We start from the raw sequence: 21,950 nt of genomic DNA, 5'->3' as shown, positions 1-21,950 counted from the left end.
GACAACGCGCGAATGTTTCGCGCGTTGTTTGTCTGGAGTTTTAGTTTAACTTGTACTGAGGAAAATCTAATGTCCAAAATCGTTAAAGTCATCGGTCGTGAAATCATCGACTCCCGTGGTAACCCGACTGTTGAAGCTGAAGTTCATCTGGAAGGCGGTTTCGTAGGTATGGCTGCTGCACCATCAGGTGCTTCAACTGGTTCCCGCGAAGCGCTGGAACTGCGCGATGGCGACAAATCTCGCTTCCTGGGCAAAGGCGTTCTGAAAGCCGTTGCTGCAGTTAACGGCCCGATCGCTGCGGCTGTAATTGGTAAAGATGCGAAAGACCAGGCTAACATCGATAAGATCATGATCGACCTGGACGGTACCGAAAACAAATCCAACTTCGGCGCTAACGCAATCCTGGCTGTTTCTCTTGCTGCTGCTAAAGCTGCTGCTGCCTCTAAAGGCCTGCCGCTGTACGCACACATCGCTGAACTGAACGGCACCCCAGGCAAGTTCTCTATGCCTCTGCCAATGATGAACATCATCAATGGTGGCGAGCACGCTGATAACAACGTTGATATCCAAGAGTTCATGATTCAACCAGTTGGCGCGAAAACTCTGAAAGAAGCCATCCGTATGGGTTCTGAAGTTTTCCACACCCTGGCTAAAGTTCTGAAATCTAAAGGTATGGGTACTGCTGTTGGTGACGAAGGTGGCTATGCGCCAAACCTGGGTTCCAACGCTGAAGCACTGGCTGTAATCGCTGAAGCGGTTAAAGCTGCAGGCTACGAGCTGGGTAAAGACGTTACTCTGGCTATGGACTGTGCTGCTTCTGAATTCTACAAAGACGGTAAATACGTTCTGGCTGGCGAAGGCAACAAAGCTTTCACCTCTGAAGAATTCACCCACTTCCTGGAAGACCTGACCAAACAGTACCCAATCGTTTCTATCGAAGACGGTCTGGACGAGTCTGATTGGGATGGTTTCGCATACCAGACCAAAGTAATGGGCGACAAACTTCAGCTGGTTGGTGATGACCTGTTCGTTACTAACACCAAAATCCTGAAAAGAGGTATCGACAACGGTATCGCTAACTCCATTCTGATCAAATTCAACCAGATCGGTTCTCTGACCGAAACTCTGGCTGCGATCAAAATGGCGAAAGATGCTGGCTACACTGCAGTTATCTCTCACCGTTCAGGCGAAACTGAAGACGCTACCATCGCTGACCTGGCTGTTGGTACTGCTGCAGGCCAGATCAAAACTGGTTCTATGAGCCGTTCTGACCGTGTTGCTAAGTACAACCAGCTGATTCGTATCGAAGAAGCACTGGCTGCTGCGGGCACACCAGCTCCGTTCAACGGTCTGAAAGAAGTTAAAGGTCAGTAATTCGTTACAGCTTTAAATTCTGATTAAAAAACCCGCTTCGGCGGGTTTTTTTGTGCGCATTTTTCACCAAACCTGAGCCACTCTCGCATAAACCAGGAATGCAGTTTGCGGTTGCCAGTGCTCTCGACCAGGATTAGTGGGTTATTTCACTCACAGGTCAGGAGACCGCCATGAAAGCTGCAGTTGTTAACAAAGATCACTCTGTCGGCATCATAGATAAACCCGTTCGTGCTCTGAAACACGGCGAGGCATTACTGACAATGGAGTGTTGCGGTGTTTGCCACACCGATTTACATGTGAAAAACGGAGACTTTGGTGATGTAACCGGCATTACGCTGGGCCATGAAGGGATCGGGGTGGTGAAGTCCATTGGCCCCGGCGTCACGTCGCTGAAAGTGGGAGATCGTGCAAGTGTTGCCTGGTTCTTCCGTGGATGCGGCAATTGCGAATATTGTAATACCGGTAACGAAACGCTGTGCCGTAGCGTAACGAATGCGGGATATACCGCTGACGGCGGTATGGCTGAAGAGTGCATTGTGGTTGCCGATTACGCAGTAAAAGTCCCTGACGGCCTCGAATCAGCTGCAGCCAGTAGCGTAACCTGTGCGGGCGTCACCACTTACAAAGCGGTGAAAGTTTCCCATATTCAGCCTGGTCAATGGATTGCGATTTACGGCCTGGGTGGCCTTGGCAACCTCGCGCTGCAATATGCGAAGAATGTCTTTAATGCCAAAGTCATTGCCATTGATGTTAATGATGCGCAGCTCGATTTTGCTAAAGAGTGCGGAGCAGATTTAGTCATCAACTCGCGTAACGAAGATGCGGCCAAAGTTATTCAGGAGAAAGTAGGTGGTGCTCATGCGGCGGTCGTCACGGCTGTGGCAAAAGCGGCATTCAACTCGGCGGTCGATGCGGTTCGTGCTGGTGCACGTATCGTTGCGGTCGGTCTGCCTTCTGAGTCTATGAGTCTAAACATTCCGCGACTGGTGCTTGATGGTATCGAAGTCGTCGGTTCTCTGGTGGGAACCCGCATGGATTTGACTGAAGCCTTCCAGTTTGCCGCCGAAGGTAAAGTTGTGCCAAAAGTGACGATGCGTCCGCTTGAAGATATCAATGCTATTTTCAAGGAAATGGAAGAGGGCAAAATCAAAGGCCGTATGGTTATTGATTTTAAAACTAAGAAATAAGCGTTGTCCAGGTTGGCCGGGATTTCCCCGGCCATTTGATTTTAAAGCGACTGAATTACCCGCTTAAGCAGACGAATTCTCGGCACAATGCTGTCTATTTCCAGGTATTCTGACGCGCTGTGGAACCCCGCGCCAATCGGGCCGAAACCGTCCAGTGAAGGGATGCCCAGCGCTGCTGTGTGGTTAGCATCAGAACCGCCGCCAACCGATTTCCAACGTACGTCGATCCCTTCGGCAACACCCGCTTGCTCGACAATTCGCATCAACTCTTCGGTATCAGCCGTCGGTGCCATCGCAGGTTTGTGCGCTTGTTGGTGAACGCTCGTTTTCACATCACGCTCAAATTCACGCTGGCCATAAGCCTGGATTGCGGCGTGGACTCGCGCATATTCATCGTTGTCCTGGAAGCGGACATCAACAATCATCTCCGCATGCTCCGGCACGATGTTTGCCCCCACACCACCTGAAATCACGCCGGTATTGATGGTCGTGCCTTTAGCCATATCTGCCAGATCGCTGATTTCCAGCACCGCGCGTGCCAGCGCTTTGATCGCGGAGCGGCCCGCTTCCGGGTCGTTACCCGCATGCGCCGCCACACCTTTAAACGTTAATTTATATCCTGCGATGCCTTTACGCGCTTTAACCAGCGAACCGTCTGCCCTTGCGGCTTCACACACCAACACGCAGCGGCTGCGCTTTGCCAGCTCACCAATCCAGTGATGTGAATGTGCCGATCCTGTTTCTTCATCCGGGTTCATTGCCACGCCAATAGACAAACGCTGAAGCGTCGTTTTATCCATCTCACGTAATGCCCAGAGAATGTTCAGCAGGCCGCTTTTCATATCTGAAACGCCTGGGCCGTAAGCGCGATTGCCTTCGATGGTGAACGGCCGCTCACCCACGGTTCCAACCGGGAAGACGGTGTCCATATGCCCGACCAGCAGCACATCATAATGGTCAGCGTCTGGTTTGTTGGTGGCAAATAAACCCGGGCCAACTTTTTCGCCGAGAGCGATTCGGTCGCAATGCCAGTTTTCGTTGTGATACCACTGTTGAATGATGCGGCTGACTTCTTCAACGCCATCAATCGTTGCCGTGCCACAGTCGATATTGACCAATTTTTTGAGTTCTTGAAGGTACTGTTTCAAATCCATATCTTACTCCAGAATCAAAAGTCGCATAATTAACATGGCGCCAAAGGCGTTCAGCACCGAAATTGCGATCATTAAGGGGATACGTTTCGCCGGAATACCAACCACGCCAAGGATGCGGCCAGCATATTGCACTTGAGAGCCCATCAGATAAATGGCAGGGGCGAGGATGGCAAGATGCGCACCGGTGAGAATGCCTTTTTCAAACAATGTGATAGCAACACCGATTGCGCCGCCCATCGACATCCAGCCACCGATGAGAACCGCAGCCGCTTCACCGGGCAGGCCAAAAACTTTCATCAACGGGCCAAATATCCAGGCCAGGCCGTTCAGTGCACCAGTGATTTGTAGAGCGTAAATAATAATAAATGCCATCAGCACGTTAGGAAGGGTGCTGGTGGTCGCGATATTCCAGCCTTTGCGGGCACCCGCGACGAACACATCGGTGATCATCGGTTTAGCGGTATCAGCCATGTTGCACCTCCACACTGTGCTTACGTTCTGTGACGTTAAGAATCAGGCGCATCACATTCGCCCCGACGATTTTCATGATGAACATCACCGCGATGCACAGGCCGATGGATGCTGGAACAGCGCTCGTTCCGTCAATGGCAATCAGTGTAAAGAGCACGGCACCGGAGGAGAAAAAGTTGGTTATCATGGCGCCCGCAGAAAACTGGAACATCGTGAAGATCGTTTTTTCTTTGTCGGTTATCTGCCCTTCATCGGCTAACACGCGAGTGAGCGAGGCGCCTACATCGGTACTTTGCAGACTGCCAATCAGCGCAAGGCCGGTGGAACCTGGAATCCCGAGAAGTGGGCGTAACAGAGGTGTCAGCAGTTTACGTGCCGCATTCAGTGCACCGTAATGCTCAAGTACGTTTATCATCCCCAGCGCAAACATCACCGCTGGAATCAGGCCAAAGGCGAACAGGAAACCGTCCATTGCCCCATGCCCACCCTTACCGCGAAAAGCACTTTTGGCCGCGTCTACGGCATCGCCCGAAAGATTGACATCGGTGACGACTTTGCCAAACGCACCGTTTAATGTGGTGAAGTCGAAGACTCCATACCACTCCTTGCCACCCAACAGCCCAGAAAAGAACACCATTGCGAACAGCAACGCAATATAGGCGCCAGGCCCCACGCGTTGGTCACCTGAATGAACCGAACTTTCCATATATCATTTCCTTATGTCATTGATGGGGTCAATACGCAGGCGATGCTAAGTGTGTTGCGGGCAGCGGAATATGACAGGGATCAAGCAGTCAGGCATAGAGAGAAGAGAAGGGTAATTGTTGTGATGATAAGCACAATAACCTTGTTTGTTGGGTGGTTATTGGGTCGGCTTAGGGACTTATTTTAGAACAAATGCCGCAGCAGCCGCGTTGCGCATGACCTCAACCGTGACTTCTGCGATAATTACTCTTTACACCTATTTCTGAGAAGACTATGCAGTATCCGATTAACGAGATGTTCCAGACCCTGCAAGGGGAGGGCTATTTTACTGGTGTGCCCGCCATTTTTATTCGCCTGCAAGGCTGCCCGGTGGGTTGCGCGTGGTGCGATACCAAACACACCTGGGATAAACTCGCGGATCGTGAAGTCTCTCTGTTCAGCATTTTGGCTAAAACCAAAGAAACCGATAAATGGGGCAGCGCGACTGCGGAAGATCTGTTGGCTATTTTCCAGCGTCAGGATTACACCGCTCGTCATGTGGTGATTACCGGTGGCGAACCTTGCATCCACGATCTCACGCCGCTGACCTCACTGTTTGAACACCACGGTTATAGTTGCCAGATAGAAACCAGCGGCACGCACGAAGTGCGTTGTACTGCGGGAACCTGGGTTACGGTCTCTCCGAAAGTGAATATGCGTGGCGGTTACGATGTGCTTTCTCAGGCGCTAGAACGCGCGGACGAAATCAAGCATCCGGTTGGGCGCATGCGTGATATTGAAGCGCTGGATGAATTGCTGGCAACGCTGGTGGATGACAAAAAACGCGTGATTGCGCTTCAGCCTATCAGCCAGAAAGAAGACGCCACACGTCTGTGCATTGAAACATGTATCGCCCGCAATTGGCGGCTTTCAATGCAGACGCACAAATATTTGAATATTGCATAAAACAAGAAAGGCACCCGAAGGTGCCTTTCTTTTAACCTTTATACACGCACCCGGCGGTACAGGTTTCTTTCACCATCACCGCGCTTAACAGCGGCACGATTGGCTTCATCTCATCCCAAATCCATTTTGCCAGCACTTCACTGGTTGGATTCTCAAGACCTGGAATATCATTCAGATAGTAATGATCCAGACGATCATAAGTCGGTTTAAACGCCGCTTTCAGTTCTGAAAAATCCATAATCCAGCCGGTGTAAGGATCAACCTCGCCGGTGATTTCCAGACGCACCATAAAAGAATGGCCATGCAGGCGACCGCATTTGTGGCCTTCCGGCACATGCGGCAGGTGATGAGCGGCTTCGAAGGTAAAATCTTTAAACAGGGTGGTGGTCATTATTACTTTCTCTGTAGGGCGAAAAACCGCCGCATAGTACCGGAATCCACTATTTTGCGCATTAACTTAAATCATGCCCCAGGAGTAAATCCCTGTATCTCTGCTTCTTTTCTATTTTATCTTTTGTTTTTCATGGGCTTAGATAACCACTTTTAACGTTATGAATTACCCATAAAAGCGGTTAGTCATTTTGGTTATTTGTTATTTCTATCCCTTCTTTAATTGTTACTATCGCTCTGGTTAACCTTACCTTATTGCCGTTTATTCTTGAAAACGGACCTTTGCTACTGGAACCCAATACGCATGACGACTCAGGCCCCACCGACCGCGTTGCTACCGCTGACACCGGAGCAACTGGCACGCCTCCAGGCGGCGACAACTGATTTCTCGCAGACTCAACTGGCCTGGTTATCGGGCTATTTCTGGGGAATGATTAATCAACAACCGGGTGCTGTTACCACAGCTCAGGCACCTGCGGCAGAAATTCCGGTGATTACGTTGATTTCCGCATCCCAAACCGGGAACGCACGTCGCGTGAGCGAACAATTACGCGACGATTTGCTGGCAGCAAAACTGAACGTCAATCTGGTTAATGCGGGCGACTACAAATTCAAACAAATTGCCCAGGAAAAACTGCTGATTGTTGTTACCTCAACCCAGGGTGAAGGTGAGCCGCCTGAAGAAGCGGTGGCGTTGCATAAATTCCTCTTCTCGAAAAAAGCACCAAAACTCCCGGATACGGCATTTGCCGTCTTTAGTCTGGGCGACACCTCTTACGAATTCTTCTGCCAGTCCGGTAAAGACTTTGATACCAAACTGGCGGAATTGGGCGGCGAACGCCTGCTTGATCGTGTTGATACCGATGTCGAATTCCAGCCAGCAGCCGAGCAGTGGCGGGCAAAAATTGTTGAAGTGCTGAAATCCCGTGTCCCGGCGGAAACTCCGGCACAAGCAGCAGTGACAGCAACGGGCGTGGTCAACGAAGTTTTCTCAAGCCCTTACACTAAAGAAGCGCCACTGGCTGCATCGCTTGCGGTTAACCAGAAAATCACCGGCCGCGATTCTGAAAAAGACGTGCGCCATTTCGAGATTGATTTGGGTGATTCCGGTCTGCGTTACCAGCCGGGCGATGCGCTGGGTGTCTGGTATCAAAACGATCCAGCCCTGGTGAAAGAGCTCGTCGAACTGTTATGGCTCAAAGGCGATGAAAGCGTCACCGTCGATGGCAAAACACTGCCGCTGAGTGAAGCGCTGGAATGGCATTTCGAGTTGACGATTAACACCGTCAATATCGTTGAGAAATACGCGCAGGTGACTCGCAATGCCGCATTGCTGGATTTGGTTGGCGATAAAACCAAGCTGCAACACTTTGCGCAGAACACGCCAATCGTGGATATGGTGCGTTACGCGCCAGCAGAATTAACTGCTGAGCAGCTGGTTGAACTGCTGCGCCCACTGACGCCGCGCCTCTATTCCATCGCATCGTCGCAGGCAGAAGCAGAAAACGAAGTGCACATTACAGTCGGCGTGGTGCGTTATGACATCGAAGGCCGCGCACGCACTGGCGGTGCATCTGGCTTCCTGGCCGATCGCCTGGAAGAAGATGGCGAAGTGCGTGTGTTCATCGAACATAACGACAACTTCCGCCTGCCAGCCAACCCGGAAACCCCGGTGATTATGATTGGCCCAGGCACAGGTATCGCGCCTTTCCGCGCCTTCATGCAACAGCGTGAAAACGACGGAGCAAGCGGTAAGAACTGGCTGTTCTTCGGCAACCCGCACTTTACTGATGATTTCCTTTATCAGGTTGAATGGCAGCGCTACGTCAAAGACGGCCTGCTAACCAATATCAGTCTCGCCTGGTCACGCGACCAGGAACATAAAATATACGTACAAGATAAACTGCGCGAAAAAGGCGCGGAACTGTGGAGCTGGATTAACGAAGGCGCCCACATTTACGTCTGCGGCGATGCAAATCGCATGGCAAAAGACGTAGAGCAAGCATTACTGGAAGTGGTAGCTGAGTTCGGTGGCATGGACCTCGAAACGGCAGATGAATTTTTAAGTGAGCTGCGCGTTGAGCGCCGTTATCAGCGAGATGTCTACTAATGAGCGAAAAACACCCAGGACCATTAGTGGTCGAAGGCAAATTGAGTGATGCCGAGCGCCTGAAACGCGAAAGCAATTATCTGCGCGGTACCATCAAAGAAGATTTGCAGGACGGGCTGACCGGCGGCTTCAGAGGCGACAACTTCCTGCTCATTCGTTTCCACGGTATGTATCAGCAAGATGACCGCGATATTCGTGCTGAACGTGCGGAGCAAAAGCTTGAGCCACGCCACGCCATGATGCTGCGCTGCCGTCTGCCGGGCGGGATTATTACCACCGAACAGTGGCGTGCGATTGATAAATTTGCCGAAGATAAAACCATTTACGGCAGCATTCGTCTGACCAACCGTCAGACTTTCCAGTTTCACGGCATTCTGAAAAAGAACGTGAAACCGGCTCACGAAATGCTGCATGAAGTCGGGCTGGACGCGCTGGCAACCGCCAACGACGTCAACCGTAACGTGCTTTGTACGTCTAACCCGGTGGAGTCTGAACTACACCAGGAAGCCTACGAATGGGCGAAAAAACTCTCTGAGCATTTGCTGCCACGCACCCGTGCTTACGCTGAGATCTGGTGGGATAAAGAGAAAGTCGCGACCACCGACGAAGAGCCGATCCTCGGTGAAACGTATCTGCCGCGTAAGTTTAAAACCACGGTCGTTGTGCCGCCGCAGAACGATGTCGATCTTCATGCCAACGACATGAACTTCATCGCGATCGCCAAAGACGGCAAGCTGGTGGGCTTCAACCTGCTGGTGGGCGGCGGCTTGTCTATAGAACACGGTAATAAAGCGACTTACGCACGTACCGCGAGCGAGTTTGGTTACATTCCGCTTGAGCACACGCTGGCCGTTGCCGAAGCCGTTGTCACCACACAACGCGACTGGGGCAACCGTACCGACCGTAAAAATGCTAAAACCAAATACACCCTCGAACGCGTCGGTGTTGACGTGTTTAAAGCCGAAGTTGAACGTCGCGCAGGCATTACGTTCGAGCCGATTCGCCCGTATGAATTTACCGGGCGTGGCGATCGTATTGGCTGGGTAAAAGGCATCGACGACAAATGGCACCTGACGCTGTTTATCGAAAATGGCCGCATCCTCGATTACCCGGGCCGCCCACTGAAAACCGGCTTGATGGAGATCGCAAAGATCCACAAAGGCGATTTCCGCCTGACTGCCAACCAGAACCTGATCGTGGCGGGCGTTCCGGCAAGCGAGAAAGCGGCAATCGAGAAAATTGCTAAAGAAAGCGGCCTGATGAACGCGGTGAAACCACAGCGTGAAAACTCGATGGCCTGTGTTGCCTTCCCGACTTGCCCGCTGGCGATGGCAGAAGCTGAACGCTTCCTGCCGCAGTTTGTGACTAAAGTTGAAGAAGTGCTGGAGAAACACAATGTGCCGGATGAACACATCGTCACGCGTGTTACCGGCTGCCCGAACGGCTGTGGGCGCGCGTTACTGGCTGAAATTGGCCTGGTAGGCAAAGCGCCAGGGCGTTACAACCTGCACATCGGTGGCAACCGTATCGGCACGCGTATCCCGCGTATGTACCGCGAAAATATCACCGAACCGGAAATTCTGGCTTCGATTGATGAACTGGTGGGGCGCTGGTCGAAAGAGCGTGAAGCTGACGAAGGCTTTGGCGATTTCACCATCCGTGCGGGGATCATTCGCCCGGTATTGGACCCGGCTCGGGACTTGTGGGACTAACACTATTCTTCTCCTTCTCCTGGGGGAGAAGGCCGGGATGAGGGGGGGCTGGGCTTACTACGTGCGTCAGCATTCGACATGGGTCGCCCTAACCCTCTCCCCAGGGAGAGGGAATACTATTTAGCGAGGTATCTATGCCTGTACTCGATTTAAAAGCGCTCAATGAATTGCCAAAAGTTGAGCGCGTGATGGCGCTGGCCGAGGTCAACAGCCAGCTCGAAAAACTCACGGCGCAGGAGCGTGTTACCTGGTCGCTGGAGAATCTGCCGGGCGAGTTTGTGCTCTCTTCTAGTTTTGGTATTCAGGCGGCGGTAAGTTTGCATCTGGTCACTCAGCAGTTTCCGGATATTCCGGTTATCCTCACCGATACCGGCTATCTGTTCCCGGAAACTTACCAGTTTATTGATGAGCTGACCGACAAGCTGAAGCTGAACCTGAAAGTTTACAGCGCGAAGGAAAGTGCGGCGTGGCAAGAAGCGCGTTACGGCAAATTGTGGGAGCAGGGCGTTGAAGGCATTGAGAAATACAATGACATCAACAAAGTGGAGCCGATGAACCGTGCGCTGCGTGAGCTAAACGGGCAAACCTGGTTTGCTGGCCTGCGCCGCGAGCAATCGGGCAGCCGTGCAAACTTGCCGGTGCTGGCGATTCAACGCGAAGTATTTAAAATTCTGCCGATTATCGACTGGGACAACCGCCAAGTTTACCAGTACCTCACCGCCAACGGTTTGAAATATCACCCGTTGTGGGATCAAGGCTACCTTTCAGTAGGCGACACACACACTACGCGGAAATGGGAAGAAGGTATGGCAGAAGAGGAAACTCGCTTCTTCGGTCTGAAACGTGAGTGCGGCTTGCACGAGTAATCATTATGCCATTCAGTTCGATCTTGTATCCTAAGTGGGAGAGGGTCGAGCTGTTCCATTTTTGTGAGCGCAATTTATCCAGCTCTCTCTAATTTTTCTGTCTTGATAATTATGTTGTTATTAATCAATAACTGAATAATTTATTTTATGTAATACTTTAGCTATGACTATTTTTTATCCTGTAATTACTGGTTGGGATGGCTTTAGTAATATTAGGGAATGTATCATTATGGCCCAAATGATAAAGTTTTAGCCTTGCTTCATACTTGACTTATGCTCATATTGTATAGGCTGGTATTTAACGATATAAAAAATAATAATTCGAGTGAGCAATTTGCTCACTCGGTCTCTCTAAAATAGACTTACTGCAAGTTAAAAATGATTGAGTCAAATGAATACGTCTCACGTAACCCATTATCTTCCATATAAGCTCTTGCACCACTCATAAGTATTTGGCCCTTCTCATCTCGTGAGCCGGTCCAGTAATCAGAAAAAACGTAATCCCAATATCCTGAAGGCCGTATACCTATTGAAAAACCAACCATGCATGGGTATCTGTTTGAACCAGAGAAAGTATATTGCCCCTGGATATCATATGTCATTTCTCCTAGCGGAGAATCTTTAGTGTAAAACGTCCCTTTATAGATACCCGTATGATAATCACATTCTGTTATTTTCAGAATGAAATCCTTTTCTTCACTTATATAAGTGCCTACAATTTCTTTTGTGTTTGTTCCACTCATATTGTTTCTCCAGTTTTAAATATTGATTTGAGATGGGACAATATTAGAAGGTCAGTTTATAAAGTTCTCAAAAAGTGCCTATTTTCATATAGACAGTTATTAAGTATGAAAACAGACCATAGCTTATCGCGATTTTTTAGAATAGCTGTTAGAACTGTAACATTATACTTGCATATCCGTATTCCTGATTAGAACGCATGTCGTGGGCCTAAGCATTAGAAATGGGGAGACGATGAATGATGTCTCCCCATTTCCGCGAGAAGCGGGGATAAATATTGAACTTGCAGAAAGAAACTCTAAATTCAATTTTTCTTTTATTTCCCTGCTTTCGCCAGCTCTTTTACCAGCGGCAACATCACGCGTACCACATCATGACTGCGTTTTTCGATACGATGCGGGAGCCATTTATCCAGATACTGTTGGTTATCAATCAGAGCGTTATGCCAACTGGTTCCCTCCGGGAAGGCTTTGCTCTTCGCGCGTTGCTGATAACCATCTTTTTTGCCCAGCGACCAGTTCGTTGCTTCAACATAAAGCACCGGAATTCCAGCCTCGTCAAAGACGTTGGTATCGCTGCAACAGCCGGTGCCTTTGGGATAGGCAGCATTCAGCCCCGGATTCGTCGTGGCCTGAACGCCAAACTTATGTGCCAGTTTTAACGCCCGATCGCGCGTTAATTTACTGACCGCAGTCGATGTTGCTTTCCCGCTATTGAAGTAGAGTTTGTCGCCGACAATTAAGTTATCGAGATTGATCACCAGCAGCGTGTTTTTCTTCTCACGGGCCGACATGCGTTTGAGTATATCTTCCGCGCCCAGCGTGCCAATTTCTTCACCGCTGGTGGCGATAAAACGAATGCCATAACGTGTTGGGATCTCTTTCATGCGCGCAGCAAGTTCGAGCATCACGCCCAAACCAGACGCGTTGTCATCTACACCTTGCAGTGTTAAGCCGCCAAGATTGTTATTCACATCGTTATCACTGAGCGGAGAATAGGTATCGAGATGCGCCATGATGATAATTTGCTGTGGATCAACGCCCTCGCGGGCAGCAATGACCGAACTGGCGCTCACGTTATGCCAACTCTGATGACCGTCTTTGGTGGTGTAAAGATAGCGGGTATTAAAGCGGCGAATATCGCTTTGGTAGCCAAGCTGGCTAAATTGTTGCTTGAGGTAATCCGCCGCTAACATTTCCGAAGGACTGCCCGTCATGCGCCCTGGGAATACCGTCGCAATGTGGCGAGTTTGTTGACTGGCCATTTCGCCAATTGGCGAGTGACCTGCTAATGCTGGCAAAGTACAGCAAATGCTTAGCGCCAGGCTGGTCAGCGAGTGGCGCAATGCGGAAAACATAGTGGGTCCCTTTCAAAGAGAAAAATTTTTGCCCGCGTAGTATGAAACTGTGATGGACGTTACACAATTTCAATTGCTCTGAAAGCCGCATTATCTCGTGGGTAAAGCACATTTTGTGATTTGCATTTCCACGGCGTTATTCCTTTGTGGAACTACTCATTCCAATTCGTAATTTCATAACAAATAAACCTCAGCCGTATAGTCCCCTAATGAATTTTTAAACGGGGGCATGTCCTCCGTACTAAACCTCGGCAAAGGGAAGGTTATGGACCAGAAACGACTTACTCACTTACGGCAACTGGAGGCGGAAAGCATCCATATCATCCGTGAGGTCGCAGCCGAATTTGCTAATCCGGTGATGATGTATTCCATTGGCAAAGACTCCTCGGTGATGTTGCATTTGGCCCGTAAAGCCTTCTACCCAGGCACGCTTCCTTTCCCACTGCTGCATGTTGATACCGGCTGGAAATTCCGCGAGATGTACGATTTCCGTGACCGCACCGCGAAGAACTACGGTTTTGAGCTGCTGGTGCATAAAAACCCGGAAGGCGTGGCGATGGGAATTAACCCGTTCGTGCACGGTAGCGCTAAACATACCGACATCATGAAAACCGAAGGGCTGAAACAGGCACTGAGTAAGTACGGGTTTGATGCCGCTTTTGGTGGCGCGCGGCGTGATGAAGAAAAATCACGTGCGAAAGAACGTATCTATTCTTTCCGTGACCGCTTCCACCGCTGGGATCCTAAAAACCAGCGCCCGGAGCTGTGGCACAACTACAACGGCCAGATTAACAAAGGCGAGAGCATTCGCGTGTTCCCACTTTCTAACTGGACCGAGCTGGATATCTGGCAGTACATCTTCCTGGAAAATATCGAAATCGTGCCGTTGTATCTGGCCGCACCACGCCCTGTGCTGGAGCGTGATGGCATGCTGTTGATGGTGGATGACGACCGCATCGATTTACAACCTGGCGAAGTGATTGAGCAGAAAATGGTGCGCTTCCGTACCCTGGGCTGCTGGCCGCTGACCGGTGCCGTTGAGTCCGAAGCGCAGACGCTGCCGGAAATCATCGAAGAGATGCTGGTTTCGACCACCAGTGAACGTCAAGGGCGGGCAATTGACCGCGACCAGGCAGGCTCCATGGAGCTTAAAAAACGCCAGGGTTATTTCTAAGGAGCCGCCAGATGAACACCACTATTGCACAACAAATTGCTGATGAAGGCGGCGTTGAAGCCTATCTGCACGCGCAACAACATAAAAGCCTGCTGCGTTTCCTGACCTGCGGCAGCGTCGATGACGGCAAAAGTACCCTGATTGGCCGCCTGCTGCATGACACTCGCCAGATTTATGAAGATCAACTTTCTTCCCTGCATACCGACAGCAAACGCCACGGTACGCAGGGTGAAAAACTGGATCTGGCCTTGCTGGTGGATGGTCTGCAAGCCGAGCGCGAGCAAGGCATTACTATCGACGTGGCATACCGTTATTTCTCGACGGAAAAACGTAAGTTTATTATTGCCGACACGCCGGGGCATGAGCAGTACACCCGTAATATGGCGACCGGTGCGTCTACCTGTGAGTTGGCGATCCTGTTGATCGATGCGCGCAAAAGCGTGCTGGATCAAACGCGTCGCCACAGTTTTATCTCCACGCTGCTGGGGATCAAACATCTGGTGGTCGCGGTTAACAAAATGGATCTGGTGGATTACAGCGAAGATAGATTTGAGCAGATCAAACAGGATTACCTGACTTTTGCTGAGCAGCTTCCGGCAGATCTGGATATTCGTTTTGTGCCGCTTTCGGCTCTCGAAGGCGACAACGTGGCGACCCAAAGTGCCAGCATGCCGTGGTACACCGGCCCGACTTTATTGGAGCTTCTGGAAACGGTAGAGGTGAAACGCACCGTTGAGCAACAGCCGATGCGTTTCCCGGTTCAGTACGTGAACCGCCCGAATCTCGATTTCCGTGGTTATGCCGGGACGCTGGCTTCAGGCATTGTTAACGTCGGCCAGCGGGTAAAAGTTCTGCCATCGGGCGTTGAGTCAACCATTGCGCGAATCGTCACTTTTGATGGAGATTTGCAACAAGCCGCTGCGGGCGAAGCGATTACGCTGGTGCTGAAAGATGAAATCGACATCAGCCGTGGGGATTTGCTGGTGGATGCTGCCGACGCACAGCCTGCGGTACAGACAGCGAAAGTCGATGTGGTGTGGATGGCGGAGCAACCGCTGGTGCCGGGCCAAAGCTATGACATCAAAGTGGCCGGGAAGAAAACCCGCGCTCGCGTTGATAACATTCATTATCAGGTTGAAATTAACAGCCTGACCCAGCGCGTGGTGGAAACCCTGCCGCTCAACGGTATCGGTCTGGTGGATTTGACCTTTGACGAACCGTTGGTGCTGGATAAATACCAGGAAAACCCGGTGACTGGCGGGCTGATTTTCATCGACCGACTGACCAACGTGACGGTGGGTGCCGGAATGGTGCGTGAGCCGCAAGAACAGGTGTATCAGGAACCTTCTGCGTTTAGCGCGTTTGAGCTGGAACTGAATGCGCTGGTGCGCAGACACTTCCCACACTGGGGCGCACGTGATTTGCTGGGAGGCAAATAATGGCTGAGCACGACGAAAACGTCGTCTGGCATGCGCATCCAGTAACGGTTGAGCAGCGTGAAAAACTTCATCAGCACCGGGGCGCGGTGCTGTGGTTTACCGGGCTTTCCGGCTCGGGTAAATCGACCATTGCAGGTGCGCTGGAAGAGGCGTTACACAAACTTGGCGTCAGCACTTATTTGCTGGATGGCGATAATGTGCGCCACGGTTTGTGCAGCGATCTGGGCTTTAGTGATGCAGATCGTAAAGAAAACATCCGCCGCGTCGGTGAAGTTGCCAGGCTGATGGCCGATGCGGGGCTGGTGGTGCTGACCGCATTTATTTCTCCTCATCGAGCAGAACGCCAGATGGTGCGCGAGCTTGTCGGGGAAGGGCGGTTTATTGAAGTGTTTGTTGATACACCACTTTCTATCTGCGAAGCGCGTGATCCGAAAGGTTTGTACAAAAAAGCCCGTGCCGGTGAGTTACGTAATTTCACTGGAATTGACTCGGTTTACGAGGCCCCAGAGAACCCGGAAATACACTTAGGCGGCGAACAATTAGTAACAAATTTGATTGCGCAATTATTAGACCTGTTGCGGCGTGACGTTATTATCAAAACCTAAGAGATTGCCAGGATTGTTTCGTACCTGGCTTGCAGGGTTTATGGATTCGTTATGCGCAATAGTACCAATATCGCTATTACATCGGCTGAAGCAAGCCCTGGCACCGAAGAGACGACCTGGTCATTGGCCGGGGCGTTTATCGGTTTTTTGTCGTGGCTATTGGCGCTGGGCATTCCGTTCCTGGTTTACGGCCCTAACACCCTGTTTTTCTTCCTCTATACCTGGCCATTCTTCCTTGCGCTCCTCCCTGTTGCGGTGGTAGTAGGGATTGCCTTGCACTCTTTGCTGCGCGGACGCGTGGTATATAGCTGCGCGGCCACGGTGCTGGCCGTGGCACTCATGTTCGGCATTCTATTCTTATGGCTGATGGGTTAGCCGTAAATATTTACCAAACCGTAACAGACTATTTATGACCGCAAGTTCGCTAACTCGCCTCCAAACGCGCATGTTGCCGCTATCTGTGATAAATTCTGCCGCAAATACGAGGGGCCATTTTGGGCCCAGAGCGAAGCTCGATAAAATTTTGTGCGATGATTGTGCCGTTTTTCAGGGGGCAGGATGGGTAAACTAACGTTGCTGTTACTGGCTTTGTTGGTCTGGTTGCAGTATTCGCTGTGGTTTGGAAAAAACGGCGTACATGATTACACGCGTGTGAACGACGATGTTACCGCTCAGCAGGCGACGAACGCCAAGCTTAAGGCGCGTAACGATCAGCTGTTCGCTGAAATTGACGATCTTAATGGCGGCCAGGAAGCCATTGAAGAGCGTGCGCGTAACGAACTCAGCATGACCAAACCGGGTGAAACTTTCTACCGCCTGGTACCCGATAGCTCTAAGCGCTTAGGCAACACTGCCGGGCAGAACAATCGATAATCAAGCGTAAGTGAATCTACATGGCAGACTCCTCCCCGGACGTAATTGCCGTGGTGCCGGCAGCAGGTATCGGCAGCCGCATGCAAACGGAATGTCCTAAGCAATATCTAAAAATCGGCAATAAAACTATTCTTGAACATGCGGTGGCAAGCCTGATGGCCCATCCACGCGTGGCTCATGTCATTATCGCCATTAGCCCTACCGACAACTGGTTTGCCTCTTTGCCTCTTGCTTCACACCCAGATGTGACGGTCATTGCGGGCGGAGCGCAACGTGCTGATTCCGTGCTTGCCGGGCTAAATGTGGTGCAAGGCGCTCAATGGGTACTGGTACATGATGCAGCGCGCCCATGCTTACATCAGGATGATTTAGCGCGTTTATTAGCGATAACTGAAACCAGCAAAATTGGCGGCATTCTGGCTGCACCCGTGCGCGACACCATGAAACGTGGCGAGCCGGGAAAAAACCTGATAGCCCACACCGTCGATCGCGAAGACCTCTGGCATGCTTTAACGCCACAACTGTTCCCGCTGGAATTGCTGCGAACCTGCTTGCAGCGCGCACTCGATGAACACGCCTCGATTACAGATGAAGCCTCAGCGCTTGAGTATTGTGGCTTCCATCCCGAATTAATTAGCGCCCGCGCCGATAATATAAAAGTGACTCGTCCTGAAGACCTGGCGTTGGCGGAGTTTTACCTCACGCGGTTAACCCAAACGGAGACTGAATAATGCGTATTGGACATGGTTTTGATGTACACGCCTTTGGTGGAGAAGGCCCGATTATCATTGGTGGCGTACGTGTACCGTTCGAAAAGGGGCTGCTCGCTCACTCTGATGGTGATGTCGCGCTGCACGCATTAACAGATGCTTTGTTGGGGGCGGCGGCTTTAGGGGATATCGGTAAATTATTCCCGGATACTGACCCGGCGTTTAAAGGCGCTGACAGCCGCGAGTTGCTGCGTGAAGCGTGGCGTCGCATTCAGGCTAAAGGTTTCACCCTGGGTAACGTCGATGTGACTATTATTGCGCAGGCGCCAAAAATGGCACCGCACATCCCGCAGATGCGCGTGTTTATTGCCGAAGATCTTGGCTGCCATATGGATGATGTTAACGTGAAAGCCACCACCACCGAAAAGCTCGGCTTTACCGGTCGTGGCGAAGGTATTGCGTGTGAAGCGGTCGCTCTGCTGCATAAGGCGCGTAAATAATGGATATGCAGAATCTGACCTGGCTGCACGGCAAGCCACAAGGCACCGGGTTAATCAAAGCCAGTCCAGAGGACTTCGTGGTTATCGAAGACCTGGGTTTTGGGCCGGATGGCGACGGCGAGCAACTACTGTTACGCATCCTGAAAAATGGCTGCAACACACGCTTTGTTGCTGATGCGCTGGCGAAATATCTGAAGGTTCCTGCCCGTGAAGTGAGCTTTGCCGGGCAGAAAGACAAGCATGCAGTAACCGAGCAGTGGTTCTGCGTACGTCTGCCGGGTAAAGAAATGCCGAGTATGAGCGCTTTTCAACTCGAAGGGTGCCAGGTGCTGGAATATGCCCGTCACCGCCGTAAACTGCGCCTCGGTGCTTTGAAAGGTAACAACTTCACGCTGGTCCTGCGCGACGTGAGTGACCGCGCGGAGCTTGAACAGCGCCTGAATAAAATTCTGCACCAGGGCGTGCCGAACTACTTTGGCAGCCAGCGTTTTGGTATTGCAGGTAATAACCTGCATCAGGCGGTGCGTTGGGCGCAAAGCAATGCGCCAATCCGTGACCGCAATAAACGCAGTTTTTATCTGTCCGCAGCCCGCAGCGCCATGTTTAACCAGATTGTCAGCGAAAGGCTGAAAAAGCCGGACTTTAACCAGGTTATCGACGGCGACGCTTTGCAACTCGCCGGGCGTGGGAGCTGGTTTGTCGCAACGCCTGAAGAGATGCCCGAGCTGCAAAACCGTGTTGATGCGGGTGAATTGCTGATTACCGCGCCATTGCCAGGTGATGGCGCCTGGGGTTCGCAAAACGCAGCACTTACGTTTGAGCAAGAGTGTGTGGCGCAGGAAACGGATTTACAGTCACTGTTAGTACGTGAGCGTGTAGAAGCGGCGCGTCGCGCCATGTTGGTCATGCCGAAAGAGTTAAGCTGGGCCTGGTGGGATGATATTACCGTTGAGCTGAAATTCTGGCTGCCAGCCGGGAGTTTCGCGACAAGCGTAGTGCGTGAACTAATGAACGCACCGGGCGGTTATGCTGATATTGCCGAATAGTAATCCTGGACAGTTCTTGGTTGTGAATGTTACAAAAACAGCAACAATTTCATGACGGCTGCACTAAAATCAGCTATCTGGGATAAAACAATAAGAAGCTTTGTAAATTCAATATGAGAATACTTTTGAGTAACGATGACGGGGTCAACGCGCCGGGCATTCAAGTTCTGGCTGCCCGACTAAGGGAATTTGCTCAAGTGCAGGTTGTTGCCCCTGACCGTAATCGCAGTGGGGCTTCAAACTCACTGACGCTCGAATCTTCATTACGAACTTTCACGCTGGCAAACGGCGATATTTCTGTGCAAATGGGCACGCCGACAGACTGTGTCTATCTCGGCGTGAATGCTTTGATGCGTCCTGCCCCTGAAGTGGTGGTTTCCGGTATCAACGCGGGGCCAAACCTGGGCGATGACGTTATCTATTCCGGTACCGTTGCGGCGGCGATGGAAGGACGGCATTTGGGCATTCCGGCGCTGGCTGTTTCGCTTAATGGCCATGAGCACTATGAAACGGCCGCTGCCGTGACATGCACAATTTTGCGTGCGCTAATGCGTGAGCCGCTGCGTACCGGGCGCATTTTAAATATTAATGTGCCGGACTTGCCGCTTGATCAAATCAAGGGCATCCGGGTGACTCGCTGTGGCAGCCGTCACCCTTCAGATAAAGTCATTCCGCAAGAAGATCCACGTGGAAATACGCTGTATTGGATTGGGCCTCCGGGCGATAAATTCGATGCAGGCCCGGATACCGATTTTGCCGCCGTTGATGAAGGCTATGTTTCGGTAACGCCATTGCATGTTGACCTGACTGCCCATAGCGCTCGCGAGGTCGTCAGCCACTGGTTGAACAAATCAGGAGTGGATGAGCAATGGTAAGCAAACGCGTACAAGCCCTTCTCACACAGCTGCGTAATCAAGGCATAACGGACGAAAAAGTTCTGAATGCGATTGCGTCGGTGCCGCGAGAAAAATTTGTCGATGAAGCGTTTGAACACAAAGCCTGGGAGAATACGGCATTACCGATTGGCTCAGGCCAAACCATCTCACAACCCTACATGGTTGCCAGAATGACCGAGTTGCTGGAGTTAACTCCTGAGTCGCGTGTGCTGGAAATCGGCACCGGCTCCGGGTATCAAACGGCTATTTTGGCGCATCTGGTGCATCATGTTTGTTCAGTTGAGCGCATCAAAGGCCTGCAATGGCACGCAAGGCGACGTTTAAAGCAGCTCGATCTGCACAATATCTCGACCCGTCATGGTGATGGCTGGCAGGGCTGGCATGCGCGAAGCCCATTTGACGCTATTATTGTTACGGCTGCACCGCCAGAGATTCCCGCCGAGCTATTGTCTCAGCTGGACGAAGGTGGTGTTTTAGTTCTCCCGGTTGGCGAAGAAAGACAGTATCTGAAGCGCGTTCGCCGACTTGGTGGGGAATTTGTCATTGATACGGTAGAAGCTGTTCGTTTTGTACCCTTAGTGAAGGGTGAACTGGCATAACCCGGAAATATCTTGCTTTTTTTCTAAGGTTTTTGGCGTAACGTTACGCGCAGCGAGATTTTGATAACTGGCCGTAAGCGCCGGTTCTGCCGTATTTTCATACATAAGCATATGATTGTTTTTGGGGGATTAATGAGCGCGGGAAGCCCAACTTTTACTTTACGCCGTATTGCAGCGTTATCGCTGGTGAGCCTGTGGCTAGCTGGATGTACCAGCAATGACAGCCAGGCGCCTATCAGTTCTGTAGGCGGCAACAGCAATGCCAGCAGCAATTCTTCCGGTGGCATGCTGGTAACCCAGCCACCGAAAATGTCCACCCAAAGCCAGACTCCACAAATTCAACCGGTGCAGCAGCAACCGACGATCCAGCCGATGCAAACGCAGCCGGTGGTTTCAACGCCAGTGCAAACTCAAAACGGCCACATCGTTTATAACCGCAAATATGGCGATATCCCTAAAGGTAGCTATACCGGCGGCAGCACTTATACCGTTAAACGTGGCGACACGCTTTTCTACATCGCGTGGATTACCGGGAACGATTTCCGTGATTTAGCTCAGCGCAACAGTATACCGGCACCGTATGGCCTGAACGTGGGTCAAACGCTACAAATCGGTAATGCTTCGGGTACGCCAATCACCGGTGGTAATGCCGTGACTACCGCAGATGCCAGCGCACAAGGCGTTGCGCCTACGCCTGTGCAAAATAGCACCACGGTGGTTGCTTCTAAACCTGTAATTACGTATTCTGAGGATTCAGGTGAACAGAGTGATAACAAAATGTTGCCGAATAATAAAGGGACTGCGACAACTGTCACAGCACCGGTTACGGCACCTGTGGTTAGCTCTACGACTACTGTACCAACTGCCAGCAGCACGTCCGATAGCGCGCCAATTTCGACCTGGCGTTGGCCGACTGAAGGCAAGGTTATTGAGAACTTCTCTGCTACCGAAGGTGGCAATAAAGGGATCGATATCGCAGGCAGCAAAGGCCAGGCTGTTGTTGCTACCGCCTCCGGGCGTGTGGTTTATGCCGGTAACGCGCTGCGTGGTTACGGTAATCTAATCATCATTAAACATAACGATGATTACCTGAGTG

At 51.3% G+C, this 21,950-nt stretch carries 23 protein-coding genes; 17 read left to right on the top strand and 6 right to left on the bottom strand.

Going from position 1 to position 21,950, the window contains the following annotated elements; genetic code table 11:
- Positions 1-69: 69 nt before the first annotated feature.
- Both eno and adhP read left to right on the top strand, forming a co-directional pair.
- Positions 70-1,374 carry a phosphopyruvate hydratase gene (eno, locus tag GBAG_RS15975; RefSeq protein WP_034497984.1) on the top strand — a complete coding sequence of 435 codons (1,305 nt, stop codon included), beginning with the start codon at positions 70-72 and terminating at the stop codon, positions 1,372-1,374.
- Between the two features lie 170 nt (positions 1,375-1,544).
- Positions 1,545-2,561: an alcohol dehydrogenase AdhP gene (gene adhP / locus GBAG_RS15970; RefSeq protein WP_034497982.1), complete on the top strand. Its 1,017-nt coding sequence runs from the start codon at positions 1,545-1,547 to the stop codon at positions 2,559-2,561.
- Between the two features lie 41 nt (positions 2,562-2,602).
- Here adhP and GBAG_RS15965 read toward each other — a convergent pair whose 3' ends face one another.
- Genes GBAG_RS15965 through GBAG_RS15955 form a run of 3 tightly spaced genes read right to left on the bottom strand, consistent with a single transcriptional unit; the run spans position 2,603 to position 4,892 of the window.
- Entirely contained in the window at positions 2,603-3,715 is a 1,113-nt protein-coding gene (locus GBAG_RS15965) for a M20 family metallopeptidase (RefSeq protein ID WP_034497981.1), read from the bottom strand.
- Between the two features lie 3 nt (positions 3,716-3,718).
- Positions 3,719-4,186 (bottom strand): YjiG family protein, encoded by a 468-nt coding sequence (locus GBAG_RS15960; protein WP_034497979.1) that lies wholly within the window; start codon positions 4,184-4,186, stop codon positions 3,719-3,721.
- Entirely contained in the window at positions 4,179-4,892 is a 714-nt protein-coding gene (locus tag GBAG_RS15955; RefSeq protein ID WP_034497977.1) for a nucleoside recognition domain-containing protein, read from the bottom strand. The genes GBAG_RS15960 and GBAG_RS15955 overlap by 8 nt, the downstream gene beginning before the upstream one ends.
- A gap of 272 nt (positions 4,893-5,164) precedes the next feature.
- Between GBAG_RS15955 and queE the strand changes: the two genes are divergently transcribed.
- Positions 5,165-5,836, top strand: coding sequence for a 7-carboxy-7-deazaguanine synthase QueE (gene queE / locus GBAG_RS15950; RefSeq protein ID WP_034497975.1), 672 nt, complete (start codon positions 5,165-5,167; stop codon positions 5,834-5,836).
- Between the two features lie 31 nt (positions 5,837-5,867).
- Here queE and queD read toward each other — a convergent pair whose 3' ends face one another.
- On the bottom strand, positions 5,868-6,230 hold the full coding sequence (queD, locus tag GBAG_RS15945) for a 6-carboxytetrahydropterin synthase QueD (protein ID WP_172588727.1): 363 nt from the start codon (positions 6,228-6,230) through the stop codon (positions 5,868-5,870).
- A 300-nt stretch (positions 6,231-6,530) separates the two neighbouring features.
- On the opposite strand from queD, the gene cysJ reads away from it, so the two are divergent.
- The 3 genes from cysJ to cysH all read left to right on the top strand — a co-directional run bounded on the left by cysJ (position 6,531) and on the right by cysH (position 10,914).
- Entirely contained in the window at positions 6,531-8,336 is a 1,806-nt protein-coding gene (gene cysJ, locus GBAG_RS15940; RefSeq protein ID WP_034497971.1) for an NADPH-dependent assimilatory sulfite reductase flavoprotein subunit, read from the top strand.
- A complete protein-coding gene (cysI, locus tag GBAG_RS15935; RefSeq protein ID WP_034497969.1) occupies positions 8,336-10,048 on the top strand; it encodes an assimilatory sulfite reductase (NADPH) hemoprotein subunit in 1,713 nt (570 codons plus the stop codon). The genes cysJ and cysI overlap by 1 nt, the downstream gene beginning before the upstream one ends.
- Positions 10,049-10,182: 134 nt before the next feature.
- Positions 10,183-10,914 carry a phosphoadenosine phosphosulfate reductase gene (gene cysH / locus GBAG_RS15930; RefSeq protein ID WP_034497967.1) on the top strand — a complete coding sequence of 244 codons (732 nt, stop codon included), beginning with the start codon at positions 10,183-10,185 and terminating at the stop codon, positions 10,912-10,914.
- A gap of 362 nt (positions 10,915-11,276) precedes the next feature.
- On the opposite strand, the gene GBAG_RS15925 is transcribed toward cysH, so the two are convergent.
- Together GBAG_RS15925 and GBAG_RS15920 are read right to left on the bottom strand one after the other, a co-directional pair.
- Positions 11,277-11,657: a hypothetical protein gene (locus GBAG_RS15925; RefSeq protein ID WP_034497965.1), complete on the bottom strand. Its 381-nt coding sequence runs from the start codon at positions 11,655-11,657 to the stop codon at positions 11,277-11,279.
- Positions 11,658-11,971: 314 nt separating this feature from the next.
- Positions 11,972-13,012, bottom strand: a complete 1,041-nt coding sequence (locus tag GBAG_RS15920) for an aminopeptidase (RefSeq protein WP_034497963.1) — start codon at positions 13,010-13,012, stop codon at positions 11,972-11,974.
- Positions 13,013-13,241: 229 nt separating this feature from the next.
- Here GBAG_RS15920 and cysD point away from each other — a divergent pair, with 229 nt between their 5' ends.
- The 11 genes from cysD to nlpD form a co-directional block, all read left to right on the top strand.
- The gene (gene cysD, locus GBAG_RS15915) at positions 13,242-14,186 is read left to right on the top strand and encodes a sulfate adenylyltransferase subunit CysD (RefSeq protein ID WP_281630317.1); all 945 of its coding nucleotides are present in this window, start codon (positions 13,242-13,244) and stop codon (positions 14,184-14,186) included.
- An 11-nt stretch (positions 14,187-14,197) separates the two neighbouring features.
- Positions 14,198-15,625, top strand: coding sequence for a sulfate adenylyltransferase subunit CysN (gene cysN / locus GBAG_RS15910; RefSeq protein ID WP_034497959.1), 1,428 nt, complete (start codon positions 14,198-14,200; stop codon positions 15,623-15,625).
- Positions 15,625-16,230 (top strand): adenylyl-sulfate kinase, encoded by a 606-nt coding sequence (gene cysC / locus GBAG_RS15905; protein WP_034497957.1) that lies wholly within the window; start codon positions 15,625-15,627, stop codon positions 16,228-16,230. The genes cysN and cysC overlap by 1 nt, the downstream gene beginning before the upstream one ends.
- Positions 16,231-16,281: 51 nt before the next feature.
- Positions 16,282-16,605: a DUF3561 family protein gene (locus GBAG_RS15900; RefSeq protein ID WP_034497955.1), complete on the top strand. Its 324-nt coding sequence runs from the start codon at positions 16,282-16,284 to the stop codon at positions 16,603-16,605.
- A 183-nt stretch (positions 16,606-16,788) separates the two neighbouring features.
- Positions 16,789-17,103 (top strand): cell division protein FtsB, encoded by a 315-nt coding sequence (gene ftsB, locus GBAG_RS15895; RefSeq protein ID WP_034497953.1) that lies wholly within the window; start codon positions 16,789-16,791, stop codon positions 17,101-17,103.
- A 20-nt stretch (positions 17,104-17,123) separates the two neighbouring features.
- Entirely contained in the window at positions 17,124-17,834 is a 711-nt protein-coding gene (ispD, locus tag GBAG_RS15890; RefSeq protein ID WP_034497951.1) for a 2-C-methyl-D-erythritol 4-phosphate cytidylyltransferase, read from the top strand.
- Entirely contained in the window at positions 17,834-18,313 is a 480-nt protein-coding gene (ispF, locus tag GBAG_RS15885; protein WP_034497950.1) for a 2-C-methyl-D-erythritol 2,4-cyclodiphosphate synthase, read from the top strand. Before ispD ends, ispF begins: the two co-directional genes overlap by 1 nt.
- Entirely contained in the window at positions 18,313-19,359 is a 1,047-nt protein-coding gene (truD, locus tag GBAG_RS15880; protein WP_081908421.1) for a tRNA pseudouridine(13) synthase TruD, read from the top strand. The genes ispF and truD overlap by 1 nt, the downstream gene beginning before the upstream one ends.
- A gap of 113 nt (positions 19,360-19,472) precedes the next feature.
- Entirely contained in the window at positions 19,473-20,234 is a 762-nt protein-coding gene (surE, locus tag GBAG_RS15875) for a 5'/3'-nucleotidase SurE (RefSeq protein WP_034497946.1), read from the top strand.
- Positions 20,228-20,854, top strand: a complete 627-nt coding sequence (locus tag GBAG_RS15870; protein ID WP_034497944.1) for a protein-L-isoaspartate(D-aspartate) O-methyltransferase — start codon at positions 20,228-20,230, stop codon at positions 20,852-20,854. The genes surE and GBAG_RS15870 overlap by 7 nt, the downstream gene beginning before the upstream one ends.
- A gap of 132 nt (positions 20,855-20,986) precedes the next feature.
- The coding region (gene nlpD, locus GBAG_RS15865; RefSeq protein WP_034497942.1) for a murein hydrolase activator NlpD at positions 20,987-21,950 on the top strand (964 nt) is incomplete at its 3' end.

The organism is Buttiauxella agrestis ATCC 33320 (assembly GCF_000735355.1).
Classification (GTDB): domain Bacteria; phylum Pseudomonadota; class Gammaproteobacteria; order Enterobacterales; family Enterobacteriaceae; genus Buttiauxella; species Buttiauxella agrestis.
The sequence above is the reverse complement of the archived record's forward strand: the minus strand, read 5'-3'. Positions and strand labels throughout refer to the sequence as shown.